25 protein-coding genes are annotated in these 26,523 nt (G+C 70.5%); 16 read left to right on the forward strand and 9 right to left on the reverse strand.

What is annotated here, in order from left to right:
• Positions 1 to 3,386, forward strand: a 3,386-nt coding sequence (locus AWZ10_RS07670) for a multifunctional oxoglutarate decarboxylase/oxoglutarate dehydrogenase thiamine pyrophosphate-binding subunit/dihydrolipoyllysine-residue succinyltransferase subunit (RefSeq protein WP_060890739.1), incomplete at its 5' end; no start/stop codon positions are given.
• 84 nt (positions 3,387 to 3,470) lie between these two features.
• Entirely contained in the window at positions 3,471 to 3,653 is a 183-nt protein-coding gene (locus tag AWZ10_RS07675; RefSeq protein WP_046709933.1) for a DUF6104 family protein, read from the forward strand.
• A 44-nt stretch (positions 3,654 to 3,697) separates the two neighbouring features.
• Here the strand turns inward: AWZ10_RS07675 and AWZ10_RS07680 are convergent, their stop codons facing one another.
• On the reverse strand, positions 3,698 to 4,549 hold the full coding sequence (locus AWZ10_RS07680; protein WP_046709934.1) for a hypothetical protein: 852 nt from the start codon (positions 4,547 to 4,549) through the stop codon (positions 3,698 to 3,700).
• A 227-nt stretch (positions 4,550 to 4,776) separates the two neighbouring features.
• Here AWZ10_RS07680 and AWZ10_RS07685 point away from each other — a divergent pair, with 227 nt between their 5' ends.
• Together AWZ10_RS07685 and AWZ10_RS07690 are read left to right on the forward strand one after the other, a co-directional pair.
• Positions 4,777 to 5,862 (forward strand): DUF4097 family beta strand repeat-containing protein, encoded by a 1,086-nt coding sequence (locus AWZ10_RS07685; protein ID WP_046709935.1) that lies wholly within the window; start codon positions 4,777 to 4,779, stop codon positions 5,860 to 5,862.
• 1 nt (position 5,863) lies between these two features.
• A complete protein-coding gene (locus AWZ10_RS07690; protein WP_060890740.1) occupies positions 5,864 to 7,000 on the forward strand; it encodes a PadR family transcriptional regulator in 1,137 nt (378 codons plus the stop codon).
• Between the two features lie 200 nt (positions 7,001 to 7,200).
• Here AWZ10_RS07690 and AWZ10_RS07695 read toward each other — a convergent pair whose 3' ends face one another.
• The 4 genes from AWZ10_RS07695 to AWZ10_RS07710 all read right to left on the reverse strand — a co-directional run bounded on the left by AWZ10_RS07695 (position 7,201) and on the right by AWZ10_RS07710 (position 10,674).
• Positions 7,201 to 7,782: a Clp protease N-terminal domain-containing protein gene (locus tag AWZ10_RS07695; RefSeq protein WP_060890741.1), complete on the reverse strand. Its 582-nt coding sequence runs from the start codon at positions 7,780 to 7,782 to the stop codon at positions 7,201 to 7,203.
• Entirely contained in the window at positions 7,782 to 7,991 is a 210-nt protein-coding gene (locus tag AWZ10_RS07700; RefSeq protein WP_007384656.1) for a helix-turn-helix domain-containing protein, read from the reverse strand. The genes AWZ10_RS07695 and AWZ10_RS07700 overlap by 1 nt, the downstream gene beginning before the upstream one ends.
• A gap of 102 nt (positions 7,992 to 8,093) precedes the next feature.
• Positions 8,094 to 9,059 carry a zinc-binding dehydrogenase gene (locus AWZ10_RS07705; RefSeq protein WP_046707326.1) on the reverse strand — a complete coding sequence of 322 codons (966 nt, stop codon included), beginning with the start codon at positions 9,057 to 9,059 and terminating at the stop codon, positions 8,094 to 8,096.
• A gap of 373 nt (positions 9,060 to 9,432) precedes the next feature.
• On the reverse strand, positions 9,433 to 10,674 hold the full coding sequence (locus AWZ10_RS07710) for an NAD(P)-dependent malic enzyme (RefSeq protein WP_046708843.1): 1,242 nt from the start codon (positions 10,672 to 10,674) through the stop codon (positions 9,433 to 9,435).
• Between the two features lie 609 nt (positions 10,675 to 11,283).
• Between AWZ10_RS07710 and AWZ10_RS07715 the strand changes: the two genes are divergently transcribed.
• Genes AWZ10_RS07715 through AWZ10_RS07725 form a run of 3 tightly spaced genes read left to right on the forward strand, consistent with a single transcriptional unit; the run spans position 11,284 to position 13,985 of the window.
• Positions 11,284 to 12,249 (forward strand): ABC transporter substrate-binding protein, encoded by a 966-nt coding sequence (locus AWZ10_RS07715; RefSeq protein ID WP_046708842.1) that lies wholly within the window; start codon positions 11,284 to 11,286, stop codon positions 12,247 to 12,249.
• Between the two features lie 36 nt (positions 12,250 to 12,285).
• Positions 12,286 to 13,227, forward strand: a complete 942-nt coding sequence (locus AWZ10_RS07720; RefSeq protein WP_046708841.1) for an amino acid ABC transporter permease — start codon at positions 12,286 to 12,288, stop codon at positions 13,225 to 13,227.
• Positions 13,224 to 13,985, forward strand: coding sequence for an amino acid ABC transporter ATP-binding protein (locus tag AWZ10_RS07725; protein WP_037695195.1), 762 nt, complete (start codon positions 13,224 to 13,226; stop codon positions 13,983 to 13,985). The genes AWZ10_RS07720 and AWZ10_RS07725 overlap by 4 nt, the downstream gene beginning before the upstream one ends.
• A 78-nt stretch (positions 13,986 to 14,063) precedes the next feature.
• Here the strand turns inward: AWZ10_RS07725 and AWZ10_RS07730 are convergent, their stop codons facing one another.
• Positions 14,064 to 14,822: a class I SAM-dependent methyltransferase gene (locus AWZ10_RS07730; RefSeq protein ID WP_060890742.1), complete on the reverse strand. Its 759-nt coding sequence runs from the start codon at positions 14,820 to 14,822 to the stop codon at positions 14,064 to 14,066.
• Positions 14,823 to 14,938: 116 nt separating this feature from the next.
• Between AWZ10_RS07730 and AWZ10_RS07735 the strand changes: the two genes are divergently transcribed.
• On the forward strand, positions 14,939 to 15,568 hold the full coding sequence (locus tag AWZ10_RS07735) for a CGNR zinc finger domain-containing protein (RefSeq protein WP_037695190.1): 630 nt from the start codon (positions 14,939 to 14,941) through the stop codon (positions 15,566 to 15,568).
• Here the strand turns inward: AWZ10_RS07735 and sodX are convergent.
• Positions 15,472 to 15,906 (reverse strand): nickel-type superoxide dismutase maturation protease, encoded by a 435-nt coding sequence (gene sodX / locus AWZ10_RS07740; RefSeq protein WP_037696611.1) that lies wholly within the window; start codon positions 15,904 to 15,906, stop codon positions 15,472 to 15,474. The genes AWZ10_RS07735 and sodX overlap by 97 nt on opposite strands.
• Before the next feature lie 145 nt (positions 15,907 to 16,051).
• Here sodX and sodN point away from each other — a divergent pair, with 145 nt between their 5' ends.
• Positions 16,052 to 16,447 carry a superoxide dismutase, Ni gene (sodN, locus tag AWZ10_RS07745; protein WP_005480378.1) on the forward strand — a complete coding sequence of 132 codons (396 nt, stop codon included), beginning with the start codon at positions 16,052 to 16,054 and terminating at the stop codon, positions 16,445 to 16,447.
• Between the two features lie 749 nt (positions 16,448 to 17,196).
• Here the strand turns inward: sodN and AWZ10_RS55045 are convergent.
• Positions 17,197 to 18,549: a glycoside hydrolase family protein gene (locus AWZ10_RS55045; RefSeq protein WP_060890743.1), complete on the reverse strand. Its 1,353-nt coding sequence runs from the start codon at positions 18,547 to 18,549 to the stop codon at positions 17,197 to 17,199.
• Positions 18,550 to 18,776: 227 nt separating this feature from the next.
• Between AWZ10_RS55045 and AWZ10_RS07755 the strand changes: the two genes are divergently transcribed.
• From AWZ10_RS07755 to AWZ10_RS07785, 7 genes are all read left to right on the forward strand, one after another.
• Positions 18,777 to 19,796, forward strand: coding sequence for a LacI family DNA-binding transcriptional regulator (locus AWZ10_RS07755; protein WP_060890744.1), 1,020 nt, complete (start codon positions 18,777 to 18,779; stop codon positions 19,794 to 19,796).
• Positions 19,797 to 19,902: 106 nt separating this feature from the next.
• Positions 19,903 to 21,258 carry an ABC transporter substrate-binding protein gene (locus AWZ10_RS07760; protein WP_046708661.1) on the forward strand — a complete coding sequence of 452 codons (1,356 nt, stop codon included), beginning with the start codon at positions 19,903 to 19,905 and terminating at the stop codon, positions 21,256 to 21,258.
• Positions 21,259 to 21,404: 146 nt separating this feature from the next.
• Positions 21,405 to 22,391 carry a carbohydrate ABC transporter permease gene (locus AWZ10_RS07765; protein WP_060890745.1) on the forward strand — a complete coding sequence of 329 codons (987 nt, stop codon included), beginning with the start codon at positions 21,405 to 21,407 and terminating at the stop codon, positions 22,389 to 22,391.
• A gap of 2 nt (positions 22,392 to 22,393) precedes the next feature.
• A complete protein-coding gene (locus AWZ10_RS07770; protein WP_046708663.1) occupies positions 22,394 to 23,296 on the forward strand; it encodes a carbohydrate ABC transporter permease in 903 nt (300 codons plus the stop codon).
• Between the two features lie 137 nt (positions 23,297 to 23,433).
• Complete coding sequence (locus tag AWZ10_RS07775; protein WP_046708664.1) at positions 23,434 to 23,859, forward strand: helix-turn-helix transcriptional regulator; 426 nt, start codon at positions 23,434 to 23,436, stop codon at positions 23,857 to 23,859.
• A gap of 173 nt (positions 23,860 to 24,032) precedes the next feature.
• Positions 24,033 to 24,497: a VOC family protein gene (locus AWZ10_RS07780; RefSeq protein ID WP_060890746.1), complete on the forward strand. Its 465-nt coding sequence runs from the start codon at positions 24,033 to 24,035 to the stop codon at positions 24,495 to 24,497.
• A 165-nt stretch (positions 24,498 to 24,662) separates the two neighbouring features.
• Entirely contained in the window at positions 24,663 to 25,499 is an 837-nt protein-coding gene (locus tag AWZ10_RS07785; protein WP_046708666.1) for a VOC family protein, read from the forward strand.
• A gap of 39 nt (positions 25,500 to 25,538) precedes the next feature.
• Here the strand turns inward: AWZ10_RS07785 and AWZ10_RS07790 are convergent.
• On the reverse strand, positions 25,539 to 26,523 hold a 985-nt coding region (locus tag AWZ10_RS07790), incomplete at its 5' end, for an RNA polymerase sigma factor (protein WP_060890747.1).

Below are 26,523 nucleotides of genomic sequence, written 5' to 3' on the forward strand. Positions count from 1 at the left end.
CGCCGGCCGCGTCCGCCGCGGGCCCGGAGCTGATCACGCTGCGCGGCCCCGCCGCCGCGGTCGCGAAGAACATGAACGCCTCCCTGGAGCTGCCCACGGCCACGTCCGTGCGCGCCGTCCCGGTGAAGCTGCTGTTCGACAACCGCATCGTCATCAACAACCACCTGAAGCGCGCCCGGGGCGGGAAGATCTCCTTCACGCACCTGATCGGCTACGCGATGGTGCAGGCCATCAAGGCCATGCCGTCGATGAACTGGCACTACGCGGAGAAGGACGGGAAGCCCACCCTCGTCAAGCCGCCGCACGTCAACTTCGGCCTCGCCATCGACCTGGTGAAGCCCAACGGCGACCGTCAGCTGGTCGTCGCGGGCATCAAGAAGGCCGAGACGCTGAACTTCTTCGAGTTCTGGCAGGCCTACGAGGACATCGTCCGCCGCGCCCGTGACGGCAAGCTGACGATGGACGACTTCACCGGTGTCACGGTCTCCCTGACCAACCCCGGCGGCCTCGGCACCGTCCACTCCGTGCCCCGTCTGATGCCCGGCCAGTCGGTCATCATGGGCGTCGGCTCGATGGACTACCCGGCCGAGTTCCAGGGCACCAGCCAGGACACCCTGAACAAGCTCGGCATCGCGAAGGTCATGACGCTCACGTCGACCTACGACCACCGGGTCATCCAGGGCGCCGCCTCCGGCGAGTTCCTCCGCGTCGTCGCCAACTCCCTCCTCGGGGAGAACGGCTTCTACGACGAGATCTTCGAGGCGCTGCGCATCCCCTATGAGCCGGTCCGCTGGCTCAAGGACATCGACGCCAGCCACGACGACGACGTCACCAAGGCCGCCCGCGTCTTCGAGCTGATCCACTCCTACCGGGTCCGCGGCCACGTCATGGCCGACACCGACCCGCTGGAGTACCGCCAGCGCAAGCACCCCGACCTGGACATCACCGAGCACGGGCTCACCCTGTGGGACCTGGAGCGCGAGTTCGCGGTCGGCGGCTTCGCGGGCAAGTCCCTGATGAAGCTCCGCGACATCCTCGGTGTCCTGCGTGACTCGTACTGCCGTACGACCGGCGTCGAGTTCATGCACATCCAGGACCCCAAGCAGCGCCGCTGGATCCAGGACCGCATCGAGCGCCCGCACACCAAGCCGGAGCGCGAGGAGCAGCTGCGCATCCTGCGCCGGCTGAACGCGGCGGAGGCCTTCGAGACCTTCCTGCAGACGAAGTACGTCGGCCAGAAGCGCTTCTCGCTCGAAGGCGGCGAGTCGGTCATCCCGCTGCTCGACGCGGTCATCGACTCGGCGGCGGAGTCCCGTCTCGACGAGGTCGTCATCGGCATGGCCCACCGCGGCCGGCTGAACGTCCTGGCGAACATCGTCGGCAAGTCGTACGCGCAGATCTTCCGCGAGTTCGAGGGCAACCTCGACCCGAAGTCGATGCACGGCTCGGGCGACGTGAAGTACCACCTGGGCGCCGAGGGCACGTTCACGGGCCTCGACGGCGAGCAGATCAAGGTCAGCCTGGTCGCGAACCCCTCGCACCTGGAAGCCGTGGACCCGATCGTCGAAGGTGTCTCCCGCGCCAAGCAGGACATCATCAACAAGGGCGGCACGGACTTCACGGTCCTGCCGGTGGCCCTGCACGGCGACGCGGCCTTCGCGGGCCAGGGCGTGGTGGCCGAGACCCTGAACATGTCGCAGCTGCGCGGCTACCGCACCGGCGGCACGGTCCACATCGTCATCAACAACCAGGTCGGCTTCACGGCCGCCCCGGAGTCCTCGCGTTCCTCCATGTACGCCACGGACGTGGCGCGCATGATCGAGGCCCCGATCTTCCACGTGAACGGCGACGACCCGGAGGCCGTGGTCCGCGTCGCGCGGCTGGCCTTCGAGTTCCGCCAGGCGTTCAACAAGGACGTGGTGATCGACCTCATCTGCTACCGCCGCCGCGGTCACAACGAGTCGGACAACCCGGCCTTCACCCAGCCGCTGATGTACGACCTGATCGACAAGAAGCGCTCGGTGCGCAAGCTGTACACCGAGTCCCTCATCGGTCGCGGCGACATCACCCTGGAAGAGGCCGAGCAGGCCCTGCAGGACTACCAGGGCCAGTTGGAGAAGGTCTTCACGGAGGTCCGCGAGGCCACCTCGCAGCCGGTCTCCGGCGAGGTCCACGACCCGCAGGACGGCTTCCCGGTCGCGGTGAACACCGCGATCACGGCGGAGACCGTCAAGCGCATCGCCGCGTCCCAGGTCAACGTCCCGGACCACATCACCGCCCACCCGCGTCTGCTGCCGCAGCTGCAGCGCCGGGCGGCCATGGTCGAGGACGGCACGATCGACTGGGGCATGGGCGAGACCCTCGCGATCGGCTCCCTCCTCCTGGAGGGCACCCCGGTCCGCCTGGCCGGCCAGGACTCGCAGCGCGGCACCTTCGGCCAGCGTCACGCGGTGATCATCGACCGTGAGACGGGCGAGGAGTTCACGCCGCTGATGTACCTCTCCGAGGACCAGGCGCGGCTGAACGTCTACAACTCCCTGCTCTCCGAGTACGCGGCGATGGGCTTCGAGTACGGCTACTCGCTCGCCCGTCCCGAGTCCCTGGTGATGTGGGAGGCCCAGTTCGGCGACTTCGTCAACGGCGCCCAGACGGTCGTCGACGAGTTCATCTCGTCGGCGGAGCAGAAGTGGGGCCAGACGTCCGGCGTCACCCTGCTGCTCCCGCACGGCTACGAGGGCCAGGGCCCGGACCACTCGTCCGCCCGCCCGGAGCGCTTCCTCCAGATGTGCGCGCAGAACAACATGACGGTCGCGATGCCGACCTCTCCGTCGAACTACTTCCACCTCCTGCGGTGGCAGGTGCACAACCCGCACCACAAGCCGCTGGTCGTCTTCACCCCGAAGTCGATGCTGCGCCTCAAGGCCGCCGCGTCGAAGGCGGAGGAGTTCACGAGCGGCGAGTTCCGCCCGGTCATCGGCGACAGCTCGGTCGACCCGACCGCGGTGAAGAAGGTCGTCTTCTGCGCCGGCAAGGTCTACTACGACCTGGAGGCCGAGCGTCAGAAGCGCGGCGCCACGGACACGGCGATCATCCGCATCGAGCGCCTCTACCCGCTGCCGGGTGCCGAGGTCCAGGCCGAGGTCAACAAGTACCCGAACGCCGAGAAGTACCTCTGGGTCCAGGAGGAGCCGGCGAACCAGGGCGCCTGGCCCTTCATCGCCCTCAACCTGATCGACCACCTCGACCTCGCGGTCGGCGCGGACGTCCCCCACGGCGAGCGGCTGCGGCGCATCTCGCGCCCGCACGGCTCGTCGCCGGCGGTGGGTTCGGCGAAGCGGCACCAGGCCGAGCAGGAGCAGTTGGTGCGTGAGGTGTTCGAGGCCTGACAGCCCTCGAAGTCCGCACGCAACCGGGCCGCACCCCCTCTCGGGGGTGCGGCCCGGCCGTTTCGACGCACTTATCCTTGACCCATGTACTTCACGGACCGTGGCATCGAGGAACTGGAGAAGCGGCGCGGCGAGGAGGAGGTCTCCTTCGAGTGGCTCGCCGAGCAGTTGCGGATGTTCGTCGATCTGAACCCGGACTTCGAGGTGCCGGTGGAGCGGCTGGCGACGTGGCTGGCGCGGCTGGACGACGAGGACGAGGACGAGTAACCGCCCCGAGAGGCCTTCTCCGGATCCCCGAGGCGTCGGGGCGGTCAGTCGCGGGGGTGGGCCAGGTCGTACAGCAGGCCGAGGGCGCCGTGGGCGATCAAAAGGCCACCGGAGACGACCCAGCCGGGGCTTCGGCGGTGCAGACCCCAGGCCGTGAGCGGTAGGCCCGCGAGGAGTTGGGCGGTGGCCAGGGCACGGGCTCTGGGGGTGCCGGCCCAGGGGAGCCAGGGACCGAGGCGGCCGCGTTCGAGGGCGTCGAGTTCCGTACGGACCGCCCCGCGCCAGCCGGTCCACTCGATGCGCTGGACGCCGGGCTGGACGCGGGCGACCTCGCGCAGGCGGTCGGCGGGTTCGCCCGGGGTGAGGCCGGCGGGGAGCGTCACACCCGCGCGGGTGAGGACGGCGAGGAGGCCCAGCAGTCGGGCGCGGGCGTCCGCCGCCGGGTCGGGCCTCGTGAGGCCGTCCAGCGACTGCGCGTCGAGGACCGGGTCCAGGCCCAGACGGGCGGCGAACGTGCGCATCGCCTCGTCCTCGCCGGCCGGCGTGCCGTTCGCCAGCCATACGTAGCCGACGGTGCGGCGGAAACCCGCGGCGAGGGTGTAGCCGCTGCGGTCGGCGTCCCACCAGAGGGCGAGCACGGGCCAGGTGACGCCGACGGCGAGGGCACCCGCCCAGCCGGTGAGGACGCGATCGACCGGTTCTCCGCCCTGCAGCCAGGGCTTTCCCTCGGGCACGAGCGCGGTCCACTCCGGACCGGCCGGGGTGAGCAGCATGCGCTCGCGGAGCAGTTGGGCGACCGGGGCGACGGAGTCGGCATCCGCCCGGCAGAGCAGGAGCGCGCCGGGGCCGGGCGTGGGCCGGGGGTCACGGGATCCCTGGGAACGTTCCGTCGACATGTACCCCACGCTAGGGCGATTTGCGTCCATACCTCCCTGCGGGATCACCAGAACGGGTGTCTTGACTTTCCGTGACCGCGATATATCGTGAATTACGGAAAACGCGATATTGCGCGTATAGCGCGTGCGGCACGTACGGCGTGAGGTGCGTGCCGTGCGTGCCGTGCGTGGCGTGTCGCGTGTGTGGCGTATTCCGTCCTGTCAGGTCTGTCGAGGAGGTCAGCACCATGTCCGAGTGGTCCGTCGCCGAGCCGCGGAAGCTCACGTTCGACGAACCGGTGACGGCACTGCGTGTGCGAGTCGTCAACGGAACGGTCAACGTGGTGGGCACCGACGAGGGTTCCGCCCGTCTGGAGGTGTCCGACGTCGAGGGCCCGCCTCTGACGGTGACGCAGAAGGACGGCACACTGACCGTGGCCTACGACGACCTGCCCTGGAATGGCTTCCTGAAGTGGCTCGACCGGAAGGGCCGGCGTCGCAACGTCCTGGTGTCGCTCGCCGTCCCGACGGGCACCCGTGTCGAGGTGGGCGTGGTCGGCGCCACGGCCGTCGTGTCCGGGCTGGCCGGGCGTACTGAGGTGAAGGGCATCTCGGGCGACACCACCCTGGTCGGCCTGTCGGGCCCGGTGCGCGCCACGACGGTCTCGGGGAACGTGGAGGCGCAGGCCCTCACGGGCGACCTGCGGCTCAGTTCCGTCTCCGGCGACCTGACCGTCATAGAGGGCTCCTGCCCCAGCGTGAAGGCCGACTCGGTGAGCGGCTCCATCATCCTCGACCTCGACCCCACGGGCGGCCCCACCGACGTCGGCCTCACCAGCGTCTCCGGCGAGATCGCCATCCGCCTCCCCCACCCCACCGACGCCGAGGTCGAGGCCAACACCGCCAGCGGCACCATCTCCAACGCCTTCGAGGACCTCCGCGTCAGCGGTCCCTGGGGCGCCCACAAGGTCACCGGCCGCCTCGGCACGGGCGACGGCCGCCTCAAGGCCACGACCGTCTCCGGCTCCATCGCCCTCCTGCGCAGGCCCCCGGCGGAGGAGGGCGAACCGTGGGACGAGAAGCCGGGGAACATGCCCGGCACACCGTCAAGCGCTCCGCCGACCCCCTCAGCCACCGGCCGAACCGATGACGTCACCGGCCCTCCGCCCGCCGGCCCGCCCGACGATGCGACCGACGATCCGTTCCACGGCTCACCCGAGCCGCCGGACAACGCACCAGGCCACACACCCGCGCCGACCGCCGGGACCGACCGCCGGGCCGACGACACGACCGGCCGCACGACCGGCCGCACGACCGACAAGAAGGTGCTCTGACATGCCTCCCGTCTTCGCCCACGGACGCCTGCGGCTGTATCTGCTGAAGCTGCTGGACGAGGCACCTCGCCACGGCTACGAGGTGATCCGGCTGCTGGAGGAACGCTTCCAGGGCCTCTACGCACCCTCGGCCGGCACCGTCTACCCCCGCCTGGCCAAGCTGGAGGCCGAGGGCCTGGTCACCCACACCACCGAGGGTGGCCGCAAGGTGTACGCGATCACGGACGCGGGCCGCGCCGAACTGGCCGACCGCAGCGGCGAGTTGGCCGACCTGGAGCTGGAGATCCGTGAGTCCGTGGTGGAGCTGGCCGCCGAGATCCGGGCCGACGTACGGGGCGCGGCGGGCGACCTGCGCCGCGAGATGCGGGCGGCTGCCTCCGAGGCCCGCAGGGGCGGCGGGACGGGCGACGGGGAGCAGGGGCCGCTCGGGGAGTTCGGGGGGTACGCCGACAACGAGTCCTGGCGCGCGGCGAAGGAGGAGATGCGCCGCGTCAAGCAGGAGTGGAAGGAACAGGCCCGCCGCGCGAAGGACGAGAGCCGACGCGCCCGCGAGGAGGCCCAGCGCGCCCGTCGCCAGGCCAAGGAGGCTCAGGAGCATGCCCGCACCCAGGCTCAGGAGGAGCTGCAGCGCATCGCGAAGCGAGTCCAGGACCACGTCCAGGACCACTTCACCCGGGGCGACTGGCCGACGGGCGTACGGGAGGGCCTGACCGAACTGGCCAAGGAGTTCGGCGAGTTCGGGAAGGACTTCGGAAAGGAGTTCGGCAAGGACTTCGGCTTCGGTCGCACAGGAGCGGAGTCCGGCTCGCGAGCCGCCGGCACGGAGGGCGGTTCGGGCGCTGAGGCCTCAGCGGGTTCCGGCGCCGGGAGGACCGGAACCCGGGCCGGTGTCGGGGAGCCCGAGTACTCGGCCACTCCCGAGGAGTTCCCGGCCGACTACGAGCCCGCCTGGGTGCACGAGACCCCCACGGGGGACCCCGCCCGCGACCTCGACCGCCTCCTGGACCGCTTCCGCGACGACATCCGTGACGCGGCCCGCGACCACGGCGTGACCGAGGACCAACTCCGCGACGCCCGCCGCCACCTGTCGACAGCGGCGGCCCACATCGGAGTGGTACTGAGGGCGCCCAGGCGATGAGCCGCAATGGTACGCGGCCCCGTCAGAGCCACCGCCCCGTAAGGGGCGCGGGGGCAACTGCGCGACAGGCCACGACGAACGAGCTGCCCGCGACGCACGATCGCCCCCACCCCGACACCAACACCAACACCAACACCGACACCGACACCCAGTCCGCACCCCACCGCAGGAGAAGGCCCCCGCCGCACCACCCGGCCCACTCACCCCGCCTTGGCCTCCCCCGCCCCATACAGAACCCGCTCCAGCGCCTCGTATGTCACCCCATGGTCCGCGAGGACCTCGGCCGGGACGCCGGGGCGGGTGGTGAGGGCGAGGAGGAGGTGTTCGTCGCCGATGTGCCGGTCGCGGTGGGCGTGGGCGGTGCGGAGGGAGCGAGTGAGGACGTCCTTGGCCTCACGGGTGAAGGGGCGATGGCCTGAGCGCAGCCCCCAGCCGCTCCTGGCTCCCTTCCGGTCCGACTCCAACGCCCCCACCCCGTGGGCCTCTTCCACGCGGGAGACGATCTCCGAGAGGTCGATACCGAGGCCGGAGAGGGCATCCACGTCGGCGCGGGAGAGACCGCCCCGGCGGCGGGCCTCGGCGAGCGACCGCTCCACGGAGCCCCGGCGGTCGGCCTCGGCGAGCCCCAGCGCGGCCAGGGCGAACGAGGCCCGACTGGCCTTGCGGTCCAGCAAGGAGAGGAGGATGTGTTCCTCGGTGACCTCCCTCGCATGGGAGCGCTCGGCGTGGTCGACCGCGCCCAGGACCACGGCACGGGCATCTTTCGTAAACCGTTCGAACATCAATGCCTCCCGTACTTCTTGTGCACGGCCTGCCTGCTCACTCCGAGTTCCGCGGCGATCTCCTGCCACGACCAGCCCTGATTGCGCGCGCTGCGCACCTGCACCGACTCCAACTGCTCCAGCAGCCTCCGCAGTGCGGCGACGGCCCGCAGCCCGACCCGGGGGTCACGATCGCCCGCGCGCTCGGCGAGATCCGTTGCTTCGGTCATGATGTCAACTTACGTTGACAGCGTGGATGCGTCAACCCCAGTTGACACGACGACGGCCGGCCCGGAGCTCCGGGCCGGCCGTCGTCGTCTCGACAGAGTCCGTCAGGGGTTGGTGAGCACGATCTTGCCGAACTGGTCCCCCGCCGCCAGACGTTCGAAGCCCTCGCGGGCGCGGTCCAGGGGCAGCACCTCGTCGATGACGGGGCGGACGCCGGTCGCGGCACAGAAGGAGAGGAGGTCCTCCAGTTCGTCCTTGGTGCCCATGGTGGAGCCGACGACCTTGAGCTCGAGGAAGAAGATGCGGGTCAGTTCGGCGTGGGAGGGGCGGTCACCGCTGGTGGCGCCCGAGATGACGAGGCTGCCGCCGGGGCGCAGCGACTTCACCGAGTGGGACCAGGTGGCGGCGCCGACGGTCTCGATGACCGCGTCGACGCGCTGCGGCAGCCGCGCCCCCGACTCCAGCGCCTCCACCGCGCCCAGCTCCAGCGCCCGCTTGCGCTTGGCCTCGTCCCGGCTGGTGGCGAACACCCGCAGTCCGGCCGCCTTGCCGAGCACGATCGCGGCGGTGGCGACACCACCACCGGCGCCCTGGACGAGGACCGAGTCGCCGGGGCGTACACCTGCGTTGGTGAAGAGCATGCGGTAGGCCGTCAGCCAGGCGGTGGGCAGGCACGCGGCCTCCTCGAAGGAGAGTTCCGCGGGCTTCGGGAGCACGTTCCACGTGGGGACGGAGACGAGTTCGGCGAAGGTGCCCTGGTAGCGCTCGGTGAGGATCGAGCGGGGTTCCTCGGGGCCGACACCGTGGCCGGTCTGGCCGATCACCGAGTGCAGGACGACCTCGTTGCCGTCCTCGTCGACACCGGCGGCGTCACAGCCGAGGATCATGGGCAGCTTGTCCTCCGCGAGGCCGACCCCCCGCAGGGACCACAGATCGTGGTGGTTCAGCGAGGCGGCCCTCACCTTCACGGTCGTCCAGCCGGGCCTCGGTCCCGGGGCCGGGCGGTCGCCCAACTCCAGTCCGTCGAGCGGTTGGTCACGGTCGATGCGGGCGGCGTAGGCAGCGAACATGCGCCTGACCATAGGGGGACGCCGGGGGCGATGGAACGGAAGAGCACTGTGACACGCGTCCCGTCCCAAGTCGGCCTCGGCGCCTGACAGCTCGGGGGGGGCGGGTTCGTGGGCGACTGCGGCCGAGTGCGGCTTCTCGCGTAGTTCCCCGCGCCCCTTGAGGGCCCACGGCCCTTTCGGGCCGAAAAGCATGGGCGCAGCCCCTGCCTTGCCAGGGGCGCGGGGAACTGCGCGACCAGCCCCCACCGAACCCGCGCCCGCCCACCCACCCCGAACCGTCCCGCGCGATGGGGGTCGCAGGGGCACAGCCCCTGGGGAAGGGAATGGGTAGGGGCGGCGGGGGCGAAGACCCCCCCCACCGCCCCCGAAGAAATCAGCGCCGAGCCACACCCTCGGCCCGCGCCGCCGCCGCGACCGCCGCGGTCACCGCCGGGGCGACCCGCTCGTCGAAGGGCGACGGGATGACGTAGTCCGCGGCGAGGTCGTCCCCGACGACCGACGCCAGCGCCTCGGCCGCCGCGATCTTCATGCCCTCGGTGATCCGGGAGGCCCGCACCTGCAGCGCGCCCGCGAAGATCCCCGGGAAGGCGAGGACGTTGTTGATCTGGTTCGGGTAGTCGGAGCGCCCGGTCGCGACGACGGCCGCGTACTTGTGGGCGACGTCCGGGTGCACCTCGGGGTTGGGGTTGGCCATGGCGAAGACGAAAGCGTTCTCAGCCATCGAGGCCACCGCCTGCTCCGGAACCGTACCGCCGGAGACGCCGATGAAGACGTCCGCGCCCGCGAGGGCGTCCTCCAGGGAGCCCGAGAGCCCGGCCTTGTTGGTGAGCGTGGCAAGTTCCCGCTTGACCGGCGTGAGGTCCTCGCGGTCCGCGGAGACGATGCCCTTGCGGTCGGCGACCGCGACGTCGCCGAGACCGGCCTCCAGCAGCATCTTGGCGATGGCCACACCGGCCGCACCCGCACCCGAGATCACGGCCCGCAGATCGCCCAGCCCACGGCCGGTCAGCTTCGCCGCGTTGCGCAGCGCCGCCAGCGTCACGACCGCCGTACCGTGCTGGTCGTCGTGGAAGACCGGGATGTCGAGGGCTTCCTGGAGCCGCTTCTCGATCTCGAAGCAGCGGGGCGCGGAGATGTCCTCCAGGTTCACGCCACCGAAGGAGGGCGCCAGGCGGACCACGGTCTCGATGATCTCTTCGACGTCCGTGCAGGCGAGCGCGATCGGCACCGCGTCGACGCCGCCGAACTGCTTGAACAGGATCGCCTTGCCCTCCATCACGGGGAGGGAGGCCTCGGGGCCGATGTCGCCGAGACCGAGAACCGCCGTACCGTCCGTCACGACGGCGACGACCGACGACTTCCAGGTGTAGTCGTTGACCAGGTCCGGCTGCTCGGCGATGGCGGTGCACACCCGCGCGACGCCGGGCGTGTAGGCGAGGGACAGGTCGTCCTTGTCACGGATCGGCACGGTGGCCTGCACGGCCATCTTGCCGCCGCGGTGCAGCGCGAAGGCGGGGTCGATGGAGTCGAGGGAATTGAGAGGCTCCCCTCCGCCCTCCTGACCCGTACTGCCGTCGCCGCTGTCGGTGCGAGGATTGACAATCTCCGCTGCCACTTTTGTTACCCCTTAGATCTTCATGGTTCGAGGGTGTTCCGCTCCCGGTTCGGGAGCGGGCGGGCACCGCGTAAGGCCCAGGTCACCGATACGTACAGCGACGCCTGCGGGCTCAGACGCGACGGGCGCGCCGCACACGCGCCCTGGGCCCCGGATGAGGGGTGTAAGGAACCTTCTTACCGGACGGACGGTACCGACGACGAGTCCACACGTCCTCATACCTCGAAGGTCACAACTCGAAGGTCATTTGAAGACGATCATGGATCGTTCGACTCATCGACGGATGACGGGACAAGTCGGCTCACATCACGACAAGTCCTGTACGGCCACGAGTGCGGAGATCGCGGCCGACCGCATCCTGAGATGCGCCGAAGATCTTCCGGCCGGAAGGAGGAATCGCCGCACAGGATCCGGTGTGATCACCCGGTCCGCAGCGGTTCGTGGGTCATTCGGGGGTCACCCGTTATCCGATTTTGACATGGCTGGTCATCTGATTGCACATGCCCGAATGGCAAGATGCCGTAATCACACGAGGTCGCCACACTCGAAGACGCGTGTTAATCGTCGACCTGTCGGCAACTCCACACCACCCCGCCGGAGGAACCCACCATGACCGCAAGCACCACCTGTCGTACGACCGGCCTGCGTTCCCGTACAGCCGCCGTCGGAGCGATCGCGGTCGCGGGCACCCTGTTGCTCACCGGCTGCGGTGACCAGACCAAGAGCAAGGACACCGGCTCCGAGACCGCCTCCACCAGCGCGGCCCCGCTCGCCGACAAGCTCCCCGCGGCCGTCCGGGACAAGGGCGTGATCAACGTCGGTTCGGACATCGCGTACGCACCGGTGGAGTACAAGGACGAGTCCGGCAAGGTCGTCGGCATCGACCTCGACATCGCCGCGGCGATGGGCAAGCAGCTCGGCGTGGACTTCAAGTTCCAGAACGCCACCTTCGACACCCTCATCGGTGGTCTGGCGGCCAAGCGGTACGACGTCGCGATGTCGGCCATGACCGACACCAAGGACCGCCAGGAGGGCATCGACGCCGACACCGGCAAGAAGGTCGGCTCCGGCGTCGACTTCGTCGACTACTTCACCGCGGGTGTCTCGCTGTACACCAACAAGGGCGACGACCAGTCCATCAAGACCTGGGACGACCTCTGCGGCAAGACGATCGCGGTGCAGCGCAACACGTTCTCGCACGATCTCGCCAAGGACCAGGCGAAGAAGTGCAAGGACGACGGCGGCAAGGCGCTCAAGATCGAGGACTTCGCCACCAACCCCGAGGCCGAGACCCGGATGCGCTCCAAGGGCGCGGACGTCGTCTCCGCCGACTACCCGGTCGCCGCGTACTCGGTGAAGACCTCGGGCGGCGGCGCCTACTTCGAGATCGTCGGTGACCAGGTCGAGGCCGGCCCGTACGGCATCGCCGTCGCCAAGGACAACACCGAGCTGCGTGACGCGCTGCAGGCCGCCGTCCAGGCGATCATCGACAGCGGCGAGTACGAGAAGATCATCAAGAAGTGGGGCGTCGAGGACGGCGCGATCACCGAGGCCAAGGTCAACGGCGGCTCCTGAATCTCGGCTCGGTTCTGAAAGGCAAAGGCTCCACCCGTGACTGTTGACGTCAGCAAGACGGACGGTCCCTCGGACACTCCCCCCGCCGGCCCGGAGGCCCTCAAGGCCGTTCCGGTCCGGCACCCGGGGCGTTATGTGTCCGCGGCCATCGCGCTCGCTCTCCTCGGCTCGATCATCTACGCGTTCGCGCAGGCGAAGAAGATCAACTGGGGCGCGATCCCCGACTACTTCTTCGACGACCGCATCATCGAGGGTGTCCTGAACACCCTCCTGCTCACCGTGGTGTCCATGGTGATCGGCATCGTCGGCGGCATCCTGCTCGCCGTGATGCGGCTGTCCAGGAACCCGGTGACCTCGTCGATCGCGTGGTTCTACATCTGGTTCTTCCGCGGCACGCCGGTCCTGGTCCAGCTCTTCGTCTGGTTCAACCTGGGCCTGGTCTTCGAGTACATCAACCTCGGCCCGATCTACAAGGACTACTGGTCCTCGTTCATGACGCCGCTGCTGACGGCGCTGCTCGGCCTCGGTCTCAACGAGGCCGCGTACATGGCGGAGATCTGCCGTGCCGGTCTGCTGTCGGTCGACGAGGGCCAGACCGAGGCGTCGCACGCGCTCGGCATGAGCCACTCCAAGACCCTGCGCCGGATCGTCATCCCGCAGGCGATGCGCGTGATCGTGCCGCCCACGGGCAACGAGGTCATCAACATGCTGAAGACCACGTCGCTCGTCTCGACGGTGCAGTACGTGGATCTGCTCAAGGCGGCCACGGACATCGGCCAGGGCTCCGGCTCCACGGTGGAGATGCTGTTCCTCGCCGCCGCCTGGTATCTGATCCTGACCAGCATCTTCAGCGTCGGGCAGTACTACCTGGAGCGGCACTACGCGAAGGGCTCCTCCCGGACCCTCCCGCCGACACCGATGCAGCGTTTCAGGACGGCCGTGCTGCCCGTGCGCCGCCCGAAGGGAGTCTCGGCATGACCGCCATGGTGAAGGCCGAGGGCATCCACAAGTCGTTCGGCCCCGTCGAGGTCCTCAAGGGCATCGACCTGGAGGTGCAGACGGGCGAGGTGTTCTGCCTCATCGGCCCGTCCGGCTCCGGCAAGAGCACGTTCCTCAGGTGCATCAACCACCTGGAGAAGATCAACTCCGGCCGGCTGTACGTCGACGGCGAGCTGGTCGGCTATCGCCAGAAGGGCGACAAGCTGTACGAGCTCAAGGACAGCGAGGTCGCGCTCAAGCGCCGTGACATCGGCATGGTGTTCCAGCGCTTCAACCTGTTCCCGCACATGACGGCCGCGGAGAACGTCATGGAGGCGCCGGTCCAGGTCAAGGGTGTCAGCAGGGCCCAGGCCCGCGAGCGCGCCCGCGAACTGCTGGAGCGCGTCGGTCTCGGCGACAAGGCGGGCAACTTCCCGTCCCAGCTCTCCGGCGGCCAGCAGCAGCGCGTGGCCATCGCCCGCGCGCTGGCCATGGAGCCGAAGCTGATGCTCTTCGACGAGCCGACCTCGGCGCTCGACCCGGAGCTGGTCGGCGACGTCCTCGACGTCATGCGCGACCTGGCCGAGTCCGGCATGACGATGGTCGTCGTCACGCACGAGATGGGCTTCGCCCGCGAGGTCGGCGACAGCCTGGTCTTCATGGACGACGGTGTGGTGGTCGAGTCCGGCAACCCCCGTGACGTGCTGACCAACCCCCAGGAGGAGCGCACCCAGTCGTTCCTGTCCAAGGTGCTGTAGAGCAGCGGCGCGGCAGGGGTGAGGGGCGGTACGGAATCCCGTACCGCCCCTCACTCGTGCACTGGTGCGGGCGGCGCTCTACTTCACGGCCAGCACCAGCGAGTCGGAGGGCGAGGACCACACCGCGCGGGCCTCGGCGAAGCCCTTCTCGCGCAGGACGCGTGCGTGCCAGCCGACGCTCTGGACGTCACCGTCGGCGTGCTCCCCGTAGATCGTGAAACGGCGGGCCGTCGGCACGGCGAGCACGGGGTCCTGGGCGGCGAGCTGCCACCATTCGGCCCAGTCGACGACGCCGTCCGCCTTGGCTTGTTCCATACCCGCGTGACGGTGCGCGCGCTCCGCCGCGTTGATCCGGGGCGTCGTCTCGTCGATCATGTGGTCCGCGTTCATGAAGACACCGCCGTCGCGGACGAGTTCCGCGACCTGACCGTAGAGGGCGGCGAGGGGTTCGCTGTGCAGCCAGTGCAGGGCTGTGGCCGTCAGGACGGCGTCGTACGAGTCGTACGGCAGTCGCGTCGTCCAGTCGGGGTCGGTGAGGTCGGCGGTGACGAAGGTGACCCGCCGGTCGCCCTCGAACGTGCCCTCGGCGATGGTGAGGAGCGCGGGGTCGAGGTCCACACCGGTACTGACGGCCTTCGGGAACCGCGCGAACAGTCTGGACGTGATGGAACCCGTACCGCAGGCGAGGTCGAGAACACGGGGCTCGGGGCCGGCGAAGGCCTCGACCATGTCGAGCATCACCCGGAACCGCTCCTCGCGGTCCGGCATGTACCACTCCTGCTGGCGGTCCCAGCTCTTCTGCCAGGCATGCCAGTCGGTTCCGGCCGTGGTGGTCATGAGGTCCCCTCTGTCCGCATACCGCATCTTCCGTCTACCGCGTAATACCCTGTAAGTACGAGCAGCCATTACCTGACCCGCATCACGACCATAGAGCGCCCCCGTAAGGACTACAAGTGGAACTGGCCTATTACTCGGACTACGCCGTGCGGCTCGTGAACAGCGAGGAGCCGGGTCGCGGCAAGGACTCCCTGACCACGGTCGACGCGGTGCGCGAGCTCTTCGGTGCCAACCAGGACGCGGCCCGCCGGGCGGCGGACGCCGATCTGACCCGGTTCAGGGGCGTACGGGCCCGGCTGCGCTCGGTGTTCGAAGCGGCCGACGGCGGCGACGAGACGCTCGCGGTGAACCTCCTGAACTCGCTCCTGCTCGAATTCCCGGTGAGCCCGCAGATCTCCGGTCACAACCACCGGGACGACGACGGCCGCCCGCTGTGGCACATGCACCTGGCGGACCATCCCTCGAACGCGACGGCCGGCTACGCGGCGACCGCGGCCATGGGCCTGGCCTTCCACCTCACCGAGTACGGCGTGGACCGGCTCGGCCTGTGCGAGGCGGCGCCGTGCCGCAACGCCTACCTCGACACCTCCACCAACCGCTCCCGCCGCTACTGCTCGGACCGCTGCGCGACCCGCGCCAACGTGGCGGCCTACCGGGCCCGCAAACGCCTGGAGGCGGACCGGTCGCCGAGCACGGGCCGGGCGGCCGAGAGCGCCCAGCGGGCGAGCGCGAACGGCGAGCGCTGACCGTCCGGCCGGGGCCGGTACCGGAACCGCACCTTGCCGAGGACGAGTTCGTCGGGGACGACCCCGTAGTCGGTGCTGTCCCCACCCGCGTACGTGTTGTCCCCGAGCACCCACCAGCCGCCGTCGCGCCGCTCGGCGATCCGCTTGACCACGAGCAGGTCCTGCTGGAAGGGGTGCCGCAGCACGAGCACGTCACCGACCCCGAGGCGGGCCCCGTAGTGGACGAGCAACTGGTCCCCGTGACGCAGCGTGGGAACCATGGACGGTCCTGTGACCTCGGCCACCCCGAAGGGCAGGAGGGCCCTCCCCCGCTCGCTCTCCTGCGACAGCTCCGGCATCCCCGGCACCTCCCCGGTCCGTTCCTCCACCAGTCCCAGTCTGACCCCGGACTTTTGTCCTAAGCCCATGGGGGCACTCGCGAAAACGACTCTCGCAGGGAGTAATGTCCCACCTGAGAAGACGATCACGAGGAAGGAATGCTCCATGCTTTCCCGCCTGTTTGCCCCCAAGGTGAAGGTCAGCGCCCACTGCGACCTGCCCTGCGGTGTGTACGACCCGGCCCAGGCCCGCATCGAGGCGGAGTCGGTGAAGGCCGTGCAGGACAAGATGGCCGCCAACGACGACCCTCACTTCCAGGCTCGCGCGACCGTCATCAAGGAGCAGCGCGCCGAGCTCGCCAAGCACCACGTTTCGGTGCTGTGGAGCGACTACTTCAAGCCTCCGCACTTCGAGAAGTACCCGGAGCTGCACCAGCTGGTCAACGACGCCCTCAAGGCCCTCTCGGCCGCGAAGGCGTCCACCGACCCGGCGACGGGCCAGAAGGCGCTCGACTACATCGCCCAGATCGACAAGATCTTCTGGGAGACCAAGAAGGCCTGACCCGGCCTGTCTCAACCGCACCCGGTCCGTTTGCCGCCGTCCCGCACGGCGGTGTGACGGGCCGGGTGCGGTCGTGTTCCGGGCCGGGTGCGGAGGAGGCCGGGCCGGGTGCCGAGGAGGCCGGGCCGGGTGCCGAGGAGGCCGCCGGACAGACCATCGCCGGGGCCGGTCCGCCGGCGGCCGACGCGAGGTCGTCGAAGCCGTGGACCTACCGACGGCTGCCGGCGGGAACCCGCCGAGCAGTGGTCCGTCCACGGTGGCGGTGGCGGTGGCGGTGGCGGTGGCGGTGGCGGTGGCGGTGGCCATGATCGTCCAGCGCGCCACGGCGCGCATGTCGGCGACGGTGGCGTCCGCGAGCGTAACCGCCACCGCCTGTTCCCCGGCCGGTAGGGGATCCTGGGCCCTGGGGCACCCCGGGAGGCGGGGCGCCCATGACCGCGCGGCGCCGTCACCGTCGTCGTACCGGAAGCGCGTCCCGAGAGGTCGCCGTCGTCGGGCAACTCTCCGTACGGACGCCACTCGGTGCCGTCGTCGTGCTCGACCCGGCCGTCATCACTGATCCGGACGGCACCGGTCGCCAAAGTCTCCTCGCTCCCGGTCGCCGAGCTCTCCTCGTTCCCCGAGGCGGCACCGTCTTCTCGCGCCTGCGCACCCGCCCCCAGGAACTCCCCTGCGCAGGCACCCGAGTGGGGAGAGGTACCGCCGCCCGCTCACCTGGAAGGCCGTACGCGCTCGTACGGGTGGTCCGGTCAACTCCGGGCGGGGCCGGGCCAGATCGCCGAGGCGTCGTCGCGGTCGGGGTCCGGGAGGCGGAGAGGGCGGACGGGGACGGTCCATGTGGAGGTCTCGGTGGCCGCCGTCCAGGGGGCGGGGTGGCCCGCGTAGGAGAGCGCGGTCAGGACGAAGACGCCGTCGGCGTAGATCTCGACGTACTCACCGATGGTCAGGATCCTCAGGGCGGCGGCCGGTTCGGGGAGGACGGTCTCGGCGAGGAGGGTGCCGGCGGCGCCGGTGACCCGGAGGTCCTTGCCGTCGCAGCCGACGGTGAGGGCGGGGCGGCCGGGGTCGAAGGAGTCGGTGCGCAGGGTGACTTGGACGGGGCGGCCGGAGAGCATGAGGTCACCGACGGCGTGGAGGACCGGGTCGTTCGTCTCCTCGCCGAGCCAGGCGTCCAGGCCCGGCCACCACACCAGTCGGAGGGCCGAATCCTCCCGCGTGACCAGGGACTTGGGCTGGGCGAGCATGCCTCGGCAGTGGTCGCCGGTGTCGGTCAGGCCGACGCGGCGGGGGGTGGTGTGCAGGACGACCCGGGAGCCGTCGGGGGCGGGGATGACGCGGGGGGCGTACGCCCCCGTGGGGCCGAGCGGGCCCCGGCGGGTCCATGGGCCGCGCAGGCGCGGGGCCGTCCACGCCTCGAAGCCCCGGGTCGCGCCGATGGAGCCGAGGAGGAGCCAGGTGCCGTCGTCGAGGCGTTCCAGGACCGGGCATTCGAGTTCGTCGACGTCGCCGGGGGCGATCAGCGGTGGGTGGACCGTCCAGTGCTCCAGGTCGGGGGAGGTGGCGAGGGCGACACAGCCGCCGACCTCCACGGGGAGGGAGGCGTCGCTCGCACAGATCACCATCGCCCAGCCGTCGCCCTCGTCGTCGCGGACGACGAACGGGTCGCGCCAGCCCATGCGGTCGGCGGTGCGGTACCAGCGGGGGTCCGCCTCGACGACGGGGGTCGTGCCGTGGCGCCGCCAGCCCGTGCCGTCCGTACGGTCGGAGTACGCGAGGCCCACGGACTGGAGCGGCCAGCCGTCCGGCGTCAGCCCGCTCACGCCCGTGTAGAACATCGCCATGCCGGTGCCGTGGCGCAACGGGTGCATCGTCCAGACCGCCTGCTGGTCGAAGCGGCCGGGCAGACCGTTGCCGAAGGCGGTGCCCCCGGACCGCCAGTCGACCAGGTCGGCGGAGGTGGCCCGGCCGTAGGAGGTCTCCATCCGCAGATGGTCGAACTCGGTGGTCCAGGGACCCTGGAGATGCAGCACGGCGTAGGTGCCGTCGTCGTCGCGGAGCAGCGCGAAGTCGTTCACGCAGAGTCCGGGCGGGGCGTATCGCATGCGCGGCAGTCCTGTCGCTCGCAGCGCCCAAACGCGTGCGCTGGCCATGGTTCCGGAAGGTATCGCTTGAGAATCAGCGCAAGTAAAACTGAACGCAAACGCTTGCGCAACAGCGAGGGCGGGTCTACGGTCACGTCACCCCACAGCTCACACCGACGTGAAACCGGCGCGATGTTGACGCGATGACGCCGTACCCACGCACGCCCTATCGATGGGAGAAATCCGCCGTGACGGTCAGCATCACCGATGTCGCCACCGCCGCCGGGGTGTCGGCGTCCACCGTGTCCCGCGCGCTGCGGGGCCGGCCGGGCGTCTCGGACGAGGTGCGCCGGCAGATCGCGGTCGTCGCCGCGCAGCTCGGCTATACGGCGTCCCGCTCGGCGTCCAGCCTCGCCAGCGGGCGGACCTACACGATCGGGGTCGTCGCCCCGTACATCGGCCGTTGGTTCTTCGGCACCGTGCTGGACGCCGCCGAGCAGGTGTTCAGCGCGGCCGGGTACGACGTCCTGCTGTACAACCTCGGCTCGCCCGAGGCACGCAAGCGTTTCTTCACCACGCTGCCGGTGCGCAAGCGGGTCGACGCGGTGCTCTCGCTGCTCATCCCGGACGAGGACGAGTCCGCCGCCCTGCGCTCGCTCGGGGTGCCGCTGGCCTCCACGGTCGGGGGGCCCCGGCCCGGTTTCACCGTGGTCGGCATCGACGACCGGGCGGGCGCGGAGAGCGCCGTACGGCATCTGGCGAACCTCGGCCACCGCCGGATCGGCATGATCTCCGGGGCCAGCGGTCCACTGCACTGGACCACGCCCCTCGACCGTCGCGCCGCCTATCTGCACGTCCTCGCCGAGGCCGGGATCGAGCACGATCCGGCTCTGGTGGCGGACGGCGACTACACCGTCGACGGCGGCGAGCGGGCGATGACCGAGCTGCTCGCCGTGTCCCGGCCGCCGACCGCCGTGTTCGCCCAGTCCGACGAAATGGCGATGGGCGCGCTGCGCGCGCTCAGGCGGCATCGGCTCCGGGTGCCGGACGACGTGTCCGTGGTCGGCTTCGACGACCACGAACTCGCCGACGTGGTGGGGCTGACCACCGTCGCCCAGCCGGTCGCGGGCCAGGGCGCGGAGGCGGCCCGGCTGCTGCTGCGGCAGCTGGACGAACCGGAAGCCGAACAGCCCGGCCACGTGCAGATGCCCATCCGGCTCGTCCTGCGCGAGACGACGGCGCCGCCGCACCCGCGCGGACCGCAGTGACTCCCCGCACGCCCGCCCCCCTTGGGCTCCCCCACGCCTGAAAGTCCCACCCCCACGCCGGAAAGCCCCGCACCCCGCACCCTCATCCCGCACGGAGGCACACACCATGAGCCCGACCACCAGCTCGACCAGCCGAAGGTTCCGCCGCACGGCCCGTGCGGGCCTGGCCCTGGCCCTCCCCCTGGCGGCGCTGGCCGCCTGCGGCGGGGGCGGTGGGGGCGACACGTCCGCCGAGGCCGGCAGCGGTGAGGGGACGATCAGCGTCTGGGCCCACCAGGGGCAGAAGAGCGAGTCGGAGGCGTTGCAGAACGCCGTGAAGTCGTTCAACTCCTCGCAGGACAAGGTCAAGGTCGAGCTGAAGCTGATACCGGAGACCGACTACACCAAGACGATCACGGCGACGGACGCCGACAAACTGCCGGACGTACTGGAGTTCGACGGCCCGACCATGGCGAACTTCGTCTACACCAAGAAGCTCGCCCCGATCGACGGCTACGTCTCCGCCAAGACCCTCGACAACGCCACCGACGCGAGCAAGGCGCAGGGCGAGATCAACGGCAAGCACTACGGCCTGGGCATGTTCGACTCAGGGCTCGGCATGTACGGCAGCAAGAAGAAGCTGGACGCGGCCGGGGTGACGTATCCGAAGGGCGTGGACGACGCCTGGACGGCGGACGAGTTCGACGCGGCGCTCAAGGCGCTGCGGGCGAAGGACGCCGACGGCAAGGTCGTCGACCTCCAGGAGGGCAGCGGCTACGCCAACGAATGGGGCACCTACGGCTTCGCCCCGATCGTCTGGTCGGCCGGCGGCTCCCTGCTCAGGGACGGCAAGGCGGAAGGGGCCCTCGACACCCCGGCCGTGGTCTCGGCCATGAAGACCTTCCAGTCCTGGAAGACCTACACCGACGCGAACACCGACGGCAACGCCTTCGCCCGGGGCCGGGTCGCCCTGAGCTGGGTCGGGCACTGGATGTACCCCGCCTACAGCGAGGCGCTCGGCGACGACCTGGTCGTACTGCCGCTGCCCGACTTCGGTGACGGCCCGAAGACCGGCCAGGGTTCGTGGTCCTGGGGCGTCGGCGCGAACTCCAAGAACGCCAAGGCCGCCGGTGCCTTCCTGGACTTCCTCCTCGACGACACCAACGTCGGCGCGATGACCAAGGCCAACGGGGCCCCGCCCGCCACCAGGTCCGCGCTCGCCGCGAGCCCGCTCTACAAGGAGGGCGGCCCCCTCCAGCTCTTCGCGGACCAGCTCGCCAAGCCCTGCGGCGACAGCGACATCAGCAAGTCCTGCGTCGCCGTCACCCGCCCGGTGACCGCCGGATACCCCGTGGTGACCGCGAAGTTCAGCGAGGCCGTCAACTCGATCTACGGGGGCGCCGACCCGAAGGACGCCCTGGCCGAGGCCGCCCGCGCCATCGACCGGGACTTCTCGGACAACGCCGGTTACGAGATCCCGTAGTCACGAGCCCAGTCGGACCCATCGGACCCATCGGACCCGTCGGGTTCAGCCGGACCCATCGGACCCATCGGATTCAGTCGAACCCATCGACCGGGGCGGGCACGCGCACCGTGGCCGCCCGCCCCGCCGGGAACAGGACCCCACCCGTGAAAACCGTGGAACCCGCGCCCGCAGCGGCCCCAGGCCGGAAGCAGGCCTCATCCGTCGGCGCACCGGCCCGGCGGCCGTCCCGCCGGAACCGCGAGTGGCTGCACGGACTGCTCATGTCCGCGCCCGCCGTCGCCGGGCTCATCGCCTTCGTCGGCATCCCCTTCTGCTACGCCGTGGTGCTCTCCTTCTACAACGTGCGCCTCGGCTCCCCGCTGGAGCCCACCTTCTTCGGTGTCGAGCAGTACCGGCGGCTGTTCACCGACCCCGACCTGTCCGGCCCGTTCCTGCGGGCGCTCCTCAACAACCTGACCTTCGCCGTGATCGTCGTCCCCCTCCAGACGGGCCTCGCCCTGGGCCTCGCGATCCTGCTGAACCGCAAACTGAAGGCGATCGGTGTCTTCCGGTCACTCTTCTTCATGCCGGTCGTCTTCCCGATGGCCCTGGTGGCCGTGATCTGGCGGCTGATCCTCGCCCGCAGCGACCAGGGCATGCTCAACTCGGCGCTGGACGCGGTGAGTTTCGGCAGCTGGGGCGCCTTCGACTGGCTCGGCGACGGGCTGACCGCGATGGCCTCGATCATCGTGCTCTCCGTCTGGCAGGGCGTGGGCTTCCAGATGGTCATCCTGCTCGCCGGGCTCCAGCAGATCCCGGGCGAGCTCTACGAGGCCGCCGAGCTCGACCGGGCCTCCGGCTGGCAGCAGTTCCGGCACGTCACCCTGCCCGGCATCCGCGGCACCCTCGTCTTCGTCGCCATGCTCACCTCGGTGCTGTCCTTCCGCGTCTTCGACCAGGTGTACGTCCTGGTCAAGGGCGGCGGACTCGACGAGGACGCCGCCCGCACGGTGATGTACCAGGCCGTCACCACGGCCTTCGACCAGAACAACATCGGCCAGGCGTCCGCGATCACCGTCGTCTTCTTCCTGATCGTCGTCGCCCTGACCCTGATCCAGCGCCGCGTCGTCCGGCCCGACAACGAGGACTGAGCATGAGCACGATGATGAGCACGCGTCCTCGTACACGTACGAGCACGAGCACGAGCACGGATGGCGGTCTGTCCCGTGGCCCGCTGCGCCGCTTCCTCGACTACGCCGTCCTCTCCGTCCTGGCCTTCGTCTTCACGCTGCCCGTCCTCTACCTCCTCCTCGGCAGCCTCAAGCCGTCCGACGAGGTCCTGAACGGACTGTCCGGCTTCCTGCCCACCCACCTGTCCTTCGACAACTACGCCGCCGTCCTGGACAGCCTGAACTCCGACAGCACCGGCTACTTCTGGCAGTTCATGGGCGTCTCGCTGCTGGTGGCGTTCGTGGTGGTGACGGGCGGCCTCTTCGTCAACTCGATGGCGGCGTACGGGCTCTCGCGGCTCAGGTGGCGGGGCCGGGAAGCCGTCTTCACCCTCGTCCTGCTGCTGATGCTGGTCCCGTTCGAGTCGGTGGCCGTGCCGCTGTTCTACCTGTTCAACGACCAGCGGAACACGCTCTTCATCCAGGCGCTCCCGTTCGTCGCCAACGCCTTCTCCGTCTACCAGTTCCACACGTTCTTCCGCTCGATCCCGCCGAGCATCGAGGAGGCGGCCCGGCTGGACGGTGCGGGCCCCTGGCGCACCTTCTTCGCGATCATCGTCCCGATGTCGAAGCCGGCGTTCGCGTCGGTCGCGATCCTGACGTTCCTCACCCAGTGGGGTTCGTTCCTGTGGCCCGTCCTGATGGTCTCCGACCCGTCGGTGCGTCCGCTGCCGCTGGAGATGAGCGTCTTCCAGGGCCAGCAGCCCCCGGACTGGGGCCAGATCCTCGCTTTCGGCGTCCTCCTCGTCCTCCCGGTCCTGATCGTCTTCGCCTTCTTCCAGCGGTGGTTCGTACAGGGGGTGGCCAGCTCGGCGGTGAAGGGGTGATCGAGGCGGGGGCCGACCGGGGCGGAAAGGGCGGATCCCGGCGCGTCCGGCCAGGTCGGACGGCTGATCCGCATTCCGCGAGCGCTCTGTCCCCGGACACCTGGCCCGTTGTCGGTGGTCGGTGCGATGCTGTCGGCATGAACCGGGACGATCTGGTGCGGCTGCGGCGGGCGCGGGACCGCATGGACCGCGAGTACGCCGAGCCGCTGGACGTGACCGCCCTCGCCCGCACCGCGCTGATGTCCCCCGGACACTTCCAGCGCAGCTTCCGCGCGGCCTTCGGCGAGACCCCGTACAGCTATCTCATGACCCGCCGCACGGAGCGCGCCAAGGCGTTGCTGCGCCGCGGCGACCTGACGGTGACCGAGGTGTGCATCGCCGTGGGGTGCACGTCGCTGGGCTCCTTCAGCTCCCGTTTCACCGAGCTGGTCGGCGAGACACCCAGCGCGTACCGGGCGCGCTCGCACGAGGAGAGCGCGGCGATCCCCGCGTGCGTGGCGAAGCGCCTGACCCGGCCGGCCCGCCATCGCATACGCACGGCGGAACCGGGCGAAGCGTCCTAGTGCCGCGGCAGGCAGCGTTTGCCCGTGAAGGAGCGGCGTCCGGCGCGTGCTCTCAGCGTGTCGGCCGAAGGCCCCTGCACTGGGATGTACGGGGGTCTTCGGCCGGTGGCGAGAGGGCGTGCCGGGCGTCGCGACGGGGCGAACGTCGCCTGCCGCGGCGCTAGCGTGAGGACATGGCTACGAACGATCCGAAGGTCACGAACGCTGCGCACGGGCTCCCGGCCCCGGATGTGAGACTCGCCCAGTGCTTCCTCGCCGTCGACGACCACGACAAGGCGCTCGCCTTCTACCGTGACGTGCTGGGCATGGAGGTCCGCGGCGACGTGGGGTTCGAGGGCATGCGCTGGGTCACCGTGGGCTCCCCTCTCCAACCCGACGTCGAGATCGTGCTGGAACCCCCCGCCGCCGACCCCGACATCTCCCCCGCCGACCGCGAGACCATCGCCATGCTCCTGGCCAAGGGCGTCCTCCGCGGGATCAACTTCACCACCACCGACTGCGACGCCCTCTACGCCCGCGTCGAGGCCTCCGGCGCCGATGTCCTCCAGGAGCCCACCGACCAGCCCTACGGCGTCCGCGACTGTGCCTTCCGCGACCCGGCGGGGAACATGCTGCGCTTCATGCAGCGCCGGGGGTGAGCCGACGCGGGGCGGGCGGCCTGCCGGGCCGGAATGACCGCCCGGCGAAAACCTCGTTGCGTGGAGCCGGGCGGCGGGAGACCGTACGAGTCGTTCGGCCGTGAGGGCCGGACCGTACGAGTCGTTCGGCCGTGAGGGCCGGACCGTACGAGAGGGAGCGGCACTGTGGGTGGAGTGGGCGCGAACGGCGACAGCGGCCACGGGGACGCGGGCTCGGGCGGAGACGGGGCGGGCGCGGCCGACCCGGCGGGCGGGGCGAGTGGGGTGATCCGGTGGACGTATGCCTTCGCCGACCGACCGATGGCCGGGTTCGAGCGGGCATGCGCCTTCTGGACGGCGGTCACGGCGACCGAGTTGTCCGAGCCCCGGGGCGACCGGGGTGAGTTCGTGACCCTGCTGCCCGAGACGGGCGACGCGTGTGTGAAGGCGCAGGGTGTCCTGTCCGGTGCCGGCGGCGCTCACCTGGACCTGGCCGCCGAGGACGTCCCCGCGCTCGTCGACCGGGCGGTCCGGCTCGGCGCCGAGGTGGTCGCCCCGAACGACGGCTGGGCGGTGCTGCGCTCACCCGCAGGTCAGCTCTTCTGCGCGGTGCCGTGGCACGGGGAGTCCGCGCGGCCGCCGGTGGTCGACGGGAGCCGGCTTGACCAGGTGTGTCTGGACGTGGCGCCGGCCGGGTTCGAGGGCGAGGTCGCGTTCTGGGCGGCCCTGTCGGGCTGGGACTCCTACCCGGGCTCACTCCCGGAGTTCCACGTCCTGCGCCCGCCGGCCGGCCTCCCCGTCCGTATCCTCCTCCAACGCCTCGACGCCCCCCGCCCCGCCTCCGCCCATCTCGACCTCGCCTGCGCCGACATCGACGCCACGCGAGCCCGCCACGAATCCCTCGGCGCCGCCGTCGTGGCCCGGCACCCGCACTGGACGGTGATGCGTGACCCGACGGGCGGCACGTACTGCCTGACGGGCCGGTCCCCGGAGACGGGCGGGCTGCCGCCGACGGCGAAGTGACACCGGACATCCGCGGGGCCTGAACAGCGGGCCAGGTGCCTACTCCGTCAGCCGAGCCGCCCGGGCCGACAGATACCTCTGCTCGGGCAGGCTCAGCGTCCGGCGCGCAGCCGACTCGTACGCGGCGCGCGCAGCCTCCGTCTCCCCCGCCCGCTCCAGCAGATGACCCCGAACCGCCTCCACGCGATGCCCGATCGCGGCCACCTCCTCCCCCAACGCCTCCAACGCGGCGAGCCCGGCCCGCGGCCCTCGCACCATGGCCAGCGCGACCACCCGACTGAGCCGCTCGACCGGTCCGGGGACCAGCTCGACGAGCACGTCGTAGAGCCCGAGAATCTCCCGCCAGTCCGTGGCGTCGTACGAGTCCGCCTCGTCATGTACCGCCGCGATCGCCGCCCTTACCTGATACGGCCCCGCCCTCCCCCGCGCCCCCGCCAGCGCCCGAGTCACCAGAGCGACCCCCTCCGCGATACCGGCCCTGTCCCACCGCCCCCGATCCTGTTCGTCGAGCGGCACCAGCTCACCCCGCGAGTCCGTCCGAGCGGCCCGCCGCGCATCGGTGAGCAGCATCAGCGCCAGCAACCCGGCCACCTCGCGATCCGCGGGCAGCAGCCGATGGGCCGTCCGCGTCAACCGGATCGCCTCGACCGCCAGATCGGCCCGTTGGAGACTCGCCCCGGATGTCGCCGTGTATCCCTCGTTGAAGACGAGATACAGGATCTGCAGCACAGCCGGCAGCCGCTCCTCCCAGTTGTCGGGCCGCCCGAACCGCACCCCCCGCACCTTCTGCTTGGCCCGGCTGATCCTCTGGGCCATCGTCGCCTCGGGCACCAGACACGCCCGCGCGATCTCGGCCGTGGTCAGCCCACCGACCGCCCGCAAGGTCAGCGCGATCTGCGCGGGCACCGACAGTCCGGGGTGGCAGCACAGGAAGAGCAGGGTCAGTGTGTCGTCCTCGTTCGGCGCCCGGTCCGCCCCCGGCTCCGGCGCCACGAACGCGTCGCGCGGCGTCAGCGCGGCCGCC

This window comes from Streptomyces europaeiscabiei (assembly GCF_001550375.1).
Lineage (GTDB): Bacteria > Actinomycetota > Actinomycetes > Streptomycetales > Streptomycetaceae > Streptomyces > Streptomyces europaeiscabiei.

Excerpts from the sequence above, each read along its gene's own strand:
- AWZ10_RS07730 (WP_060890742.1), bottom strand. The coding sequence starts at position 14,822 with ATGACCACCACGGCCGGAACCGACTGGCATGCCTGGCAGAAGAGCTGG.
- AWZ10_RS07675 (WP_046709933.1), top strand. The coding sequence starts at position 3,471 with ATGTACTTCACGGACCGTGGCATCGAGGAACTGGAGAAGCGGCGCGGC.
- AWZ10_RS07775 (WP_046708664.1), top strand. The coding sequence starts at position 23,434 with ATGAACCGGGACGATCTGGTGCGGCTGCGGCGGGCGCGGGACCGCATG.
- AWZ10_RS07680 (WP_046709934.1), bottom strand. The coding sequence starts at position 4,549 with ATGTCGACGGAACGTTCCCAGGGATCCCGTGACCCCCGGCCCACGCCC.
- AWZ10_RS07725 (WP_037695195.1), top strand. The coding sequence starts at position 13,224 with ATGACCGCCATGGTGAAGGCCGAGGGCATCCACAAGTCGTTCGGCCCC.
- AWZ10_RS07700 (WP_007384656.1), bottom strand. The coding sequence starts at position 7,991 with ATGACCGAAGCAACGGATCTCGCCGAGCGCGCGGGCGATCGTGACCCC.
- AWZ10_RS07780 (WP_060890746.1), top strand. The coding sequence starts at position 24,033 with ATGGCTACGAACGATCCGAAGGTCACGAACGCTGCGCACGGGCTCCCG.
- AWZ10_RS07760 (WP_046708661.1), top strand. The coding sequence starts at position 19,903 with ATGAGCCCGACCACCAGCTCGACCAGCCGAAGGTTCCGCCGCACGGCC.
- AWZ10_RS07705 (WP_046707326.1), bottom strand. The coding sequence starts at position 9,059 with ATGTTCGCTGCCTACGCCGCCCGCATCGACCGTGACCAACCGCTCGAC.
- AWZ10_RS55045 (WP_060890743.1), bottom strand. The coding sequence starts at position 18,549 with ATGCGATACGCCCCGCCCGGACTCTGCGTGAACGACTTCGCGCTGCTC.
- AWZ10_RS07695 (WP_060890741.1), bottom strand. The coding sequence starts at position 7,782 with ATGTTCGAACGGTTTACGAAAGATGCCCGTGCCGTGGTCCTGGGCGCG.
- sodN (WP_005480378.1), top strand. The coding sequence starts at position 16,052 with ATGCTTTCCCGCCTGTTTGCCCCCAAGGTGAAGGTCAGCGCCCACTGC.
- AWZ10_RS07770 (WP_046708663.1), top strand. The coding sequence starts at position 22,394 with ATGAGCACGATGATGAGCACGCGTCCTCGTACACGTACGAGCACGAGC.
- sodX (WP_037696611.1), bottom strand. The coding sequence starts at position 15,906 with ATGCCGGAGCTGTCGCAGGAGAGCGAGCGGGGGAGGGCCCTCCTGCCC.
- AWZ10_RS07715 (WP_046708842.1), top strand. The coding sequence starts at position 11,284 with ATGACCGCAAGCACCACCTGTCGTACGACCGGCCTGCGTTCCCGTACA.
- AWZ10_RS07690 (WP_060890740.1), top strand. The coding sequence starts at position 5,864 with ATGCCTCCCGTCTTCGCCCACGGACGCCTGCGGCTGTATCTGCTGAAG.
- AWZ10_RS07685 (WP_046709935.1), top strand. The coding sequence starts at position 4,777 with ATGTCCGAGTGGTCCGTCGCCGAGCCGCGGAAGCTCACGTTCGACGAA.